This window comes from Streptomyces niveiscabiei, from assembly GCF_001419795.1.
GTDB classification, from domain to species: domain Bacteria; phylum Actinomycetota; class Actinomycetes; order Streptomycetales; family Streptomycetaceae; genus Streptomyces; species Streptomyces niveiscabiei.
In genome coordinates, this window is sequence record NZ_LIRL01000595.1 from 1 (window position 1) to 4,326 (window position 4,326).

Below are 4,326 nucleotides of genomic sequence, written 5' to 3' on the forward strand. Positions count from 1 at the left end.
CCTGCGCCCACCCCTCGTTGACGCGGACAGGAGCGGTCATGCCCGCCACACAACGCCCGTCGGCACCCCCGACACCCCGTCCCGCGCCGGAGCGACCCTCCGGTTCCCGAGCAGGCCCGCACACCCGAACGGCTCCCCCACCGGCCCCGGTGACCGGCCGGATACCCGTGCTGGACGTCCGCCCTGTCGTCCAGCGGGGCCGCAGGCCCGCCAAGGCGGTCGCCGGCGAGACCTTCGAGGTCTCGGCGACCGTCTTCCGCGAGGGCCACGACGCCGTCGCCGCCAACGTCGTACTCAAGGACCACCGGGGTAACCCCGGCCCCTGGACCCCCATGCGTGAGCTCGCCCCCGGCACCGACCGGTGGGGCGCGGACGTCACCCCGGACGCGCCCGGCCTGTGGACGTACGCCGTGGAGGCGTGGAGCGACCCGGTCTCGACCTGGCGCCACCACGCGCGGATCAAGATCCCGGCGGGGATCGACACGGAACTGGTCCTGGAGGAGGGGGCGCGGCTGTACGAGCGGGTCCCCGTCGACTCCGGCGCCCTCAGGGCCGCCGTATCCGCGCTCCGCAACGGTTCCCTGCCCCCCGCCGAACGGCTGCGCGCCGCCCTCACCCCCGAGGTCGACGCCGTGCTCGCCGCGCACCCGCTGCGTGACCTGGTCACCTCCTCCGAGGAGTTGCCGCTGCTGGTGGAGCGGGAGCGGGCGCTGTTCGGGTCGTGGTACGAGTTCTTCCCGCGTTCGGAGGGGACGCCGGAAGTACCGCACGGCACGTTCCGCACGGCGGCCCGGCGGCTGCCGGAGATCGCCGCGATGGGCTTCGACGTCGTCTACCTGCCGCCGATCCACCCCATCGGGACGACGTTCCGCAAGGGCCGCAACAACTCCCTCACCCCCACGGCGGACGACGTCGGCGTGCCGTGGGCGATCGGCTCCCCTGAGGGCGGCCACGACGCGGTGCACCCGGCGCTGGGGACCCTGGACGACTTCGCGTGGTTCGTCAGCAGGGCCGGTGAACTGGGACTTGAGGTCGCGCTCGACTTCGCGTTGCAGTGCTCGCCGGACCACCCGTGGGTCGCCGAGCACCCGGAGTGGTTCCACCACCGGCCGGACGGGACGATCGCGTACGCGGAGAACCCGCCGAAGAAGTACCAGGACATCTACCCCATCGCGTTCGACGCGGACATGGACGGACTGGTCGCGGAGACCCTGCGGGTGCTGCGGCACTGGATGGCGGTCGGCGTGCGGATCTTCCGCGTCGACAACCCGCACACGAAACCCGTCGTGTTCTGGGAGCGGGTCCTCGGCGAGATCGGCCGCACCGACCCGGACGTGATCTTCCTCGCCGAGGCGTTCACGCGTCCCGCGATGATGCGCACGCTCGGCGAGATCGGCTTCCAGCAGTCGTACACCTATTTCACCTGGCGCAACTCGAAGGACGAACTCACCGCGTACCTCACGGAGTTGTCCCGGGAGACGGCCGCCTCGATGCGGCCGAACTTCTTCGCGAACACCCCGGACATCCTGCACGAGTACCTCCAGCACGGCGGCCGTCCGGCGTTCGAGGCGCGCGCGGTGCTGGCGGCGACGCTGTCGCCCTCGTGGGGGATCTACAGCGGCTACGAACTGTGCGAGAACACGCCGCTGCGCGCGGGCAGCGAGGAGTACCTCGACTCGGAGAAGTACCAACTCCGGGCCAGGGACTGGGAGTCGGCGCCGACCATCGCGCCGCTGATCACCCGCCTGAACGAGGTGCGCCGGTCCAGTCCGGCGCTGCGGCAGCTGCGGAACCTGCACTTCCATCACGCGGACAAGGACGCGGTGATCGCCTACTCGAAGACGTCCGGGTCGAACACGGTTCTCACGATCGTCAATCTCGACCCCCACCACACCCAGGAGGCCACGGTCTCGTTGGACATGCCGCAACTCGGCCTGGACTGGCACGAGTCGGTGCCGGTGCGCGACGAGCTGACCGGCGAGACCTATGACTGGGGCAGGGCCAACTACGTGCGTCTGGAACCGGGTTCGCGGCCCGCGCACGTACTGACGGTCCTGCGACCGTCCCACCCGCAGATCGGAGGGTCAGCCACACGATGATGGTCAACGAGCCCGTACAGGACACCTTCGAGGACACCCCGGCCAAGGACCGCGACCCCGAGTGGTTCAAACGCGCCGTGTTCTACGAGGTCTTGGTCCGCTCCTTCCAGGACTCCAACGGCGACGGCGTCGGCGACCTGAAGGGGCTGACGGCCAGACTCGACTACCTCCAGTGGCTGGGGGTGGACTGCCTCTGGCTGCCGCCCTTCTTCAAGTCGCCGCTGAAGGACGGCGGTTACGACGTCGCCGACTACACCTCGGTGCTCCCGGAGTTCGGCGACCTCGCCGACTTCGTGGAGTTCGTGGACTCCGCGCACCAGCGCGGGATGCGCGTCATCATCGACGTCGTCATGAACCACACGAGCGACCAGCACCCGTGGTTCCAGGAGTCCCGCAAGGACCCCGAAGGCCCGTACGGCGACTACTACATGTGGGCCGACGACGACAAGCAGTACGAGGACGCGCGGATCATCTTCGTCGACACCGAGGCCTCCAACTGGACCTTCGACCCGGTCCGCAAGCAGTACTTCTTCCACCGGTTCTTCTCCCACCAGCCGGACCTCAACTACGAGAACCCGGCCGTGCAGGACGAGATGATCTCGGCGCTGAAGTTCTGGCTCGACCTCGGCATCGACGGCTTCCGCCTCGACGCCGTGCCGTACCTGTACGCCGCCGAGGGAACGAACTGCGAAAACCTTCCTGCTACCCACGACTTCCTCAAGCGGGTCCGCAAGGAGATCGACGCGCAGTACCCGGACACCGTCCTGCTCGCCGAGGCCAACCAGTGGCCCGAGGACGTCGTCGACTACTTCGGCGACTACTCCTCCGGCGGCGACGAGTGCCACATGGCGTTCCACTTCCCCGTCATGCCGCGCATCTTCATGGCCGTACGCCGCGAGTCGCGCTACCCCGTCTCCGAGATCCTCTCCAAGACCCCGGCGATCCCGTCGAACTGCCAGTGGGGCATCTTCCTGCGCAACCACGACGAGTTGACGCTGGAGATGGTCACCGACGAGGAACGCGACTACATGTACGCGGAGTACGCGAAAGACCCGCGGATGCGCGCCAACATCGGTATCCGGCGCAGGCTTTCGCCGCTCCTCGACAACGACCGCAACCAGATCGAGCTGTTCACCGCCCTGCTGCTGTCCCTGCCCGGCTCGCCGATCCTCTACTACGGCGACGAGATCGGCATGGGCGACAACATCTGGCTCGGCGACCGGGACGCGGTACGGACGCCGATGCAGTGGACGCCGGACCGCAACGCCGGTTTCTCGTCCTGCGATCCGGGCCGGCTGTACCTGCCCACGATCATGGACCCGGTCTACGGCTACCAGGTCACCAACGTCGAGGCGTCCATGTCGTCGCCGTCGTCGCTGCTGCACTGGACGCGCCGGATGATCGAGATCCGCAAGCAGAACCCGGCGTTCGGGCTCGGCTCGTTCACCGAACTCCCGTCCAGCAACGCGGCGGTGCTCGCGTTCCTGCGCGAGTACGAGGACGACCTCGTGCTGTGCGTCCACAACTTCTCCCGCTTCGCGCAGCCCACCGAGCTGGACCTCAGCCGCTTCAACGGACGCCATCCGGTGGAGCTGTTCGGCGGGGTGCGGTTCCCGGCGGTCGGCGAACTCCCGTACCTGCTCACCCTGGCGGGGCACGGCTTCTACTGGTTCCGGCTGCGGGGCACCCCTGGCTAGAGGCTCCGGCCGGCACAGAAGGTCCGGGCGGGGCGGTTTCCTCCGCCCCGCCCGGGGCACGCATCACTAAACCCCTACCCCTCACGACCCGTTCAGGTCCCCGGGGAAAGGACGACGTCATGGCGGACACGGCTCTGCGTCCCGGCCCCGACCTGCTCGCGTCGCTGGCCCCCCTGCTGCGCGAATGGCTGCCCCGGCAGCGGTGGTTCGCGGGGAAGGGGCTCCCGGTGACCGGGTTCACGCCGGTCTCCGTGACGGAACTCCTGCCGCCGGGGGGACGGCTGTCCCTCCACCACGTCCTCACCCACGCCGGGCAGGGCGCGGGGCCCGGCGACTGCTACCAGCTCCTCATCGCCGGGCGCGAGACCCTCCCGCCCCACCTGGCGGGCGCCCGCATCGGCGAGCTCGACGGGCGCACGTACTACGACGCCCTCCACGACCCCTGGCCCGCCGAGCTCCTCCTCGAAGCGCTCCGCACCGAGGCCCGGGTGGGCGCCCTGCGCTTCTCCCGCGCCCCCGGCGCCGAGATC

At 69.6% G+C, this 4,326-nt stretch carries 3 protein-coding genes; all 3 read left to right on the top strand.

The features are described from left to right. Positions 1–38: 38 nt before the first annotated feature. Positions 39–2,099, top strand: a complete 2,061-nt coding sequence (locus AOK24_RS27390) for a maltotransferase domain-containing protein (RefSeq protein ID WP_055722730.1) — start codon at positions 39–41, stop codon at positions 2,097–2,099. Beyond that, positions 2,096–3,796 carry a maltose alpha-D-glucosyltransferase gene (treS, locus tag AOK24_RS27395; RefSeq protein WP_055722731.1) on the top strand — a complete coding sequence of 567 codons (1,701 nt, stop codon included), beginning with the start codon at positions 2,096–2,098 and terminating at the stop codon, positions 3,794–3,796. The genes AOK24_RS27390 and treS overlap by 4 nt, the downstream gene beginning before the upstream one ends. A gap of 119 nt (positions 3,797–3,915) precedes the next feature. Continuing rightward, positions 3,916–4,326 (top strand): maltokinase N-terminal cap-like domain-containing protein (locus tag AOK24_RS27400; RefSeq protein ID WP_420876699.1); only part of this gene is annotated, 411 nt, incomplete at its 3' end.

Bases quoted from the DNA above. Each gene is read 5' to 3' on its own strand.
- AOK24_RS27390 (WP_055722730.1), top strand. From the start codon at position 39: ATGCCCGCCACACAACGCCCGTCGGCACCCCCGACACCCCGTCCCGCG.
- treS (WP_055722731.1), top strand. From the start codon at position 2,096: ATGATGGTCAACGAGCCCGTACAGGACACCTTCGAGGACACCCCGGCC.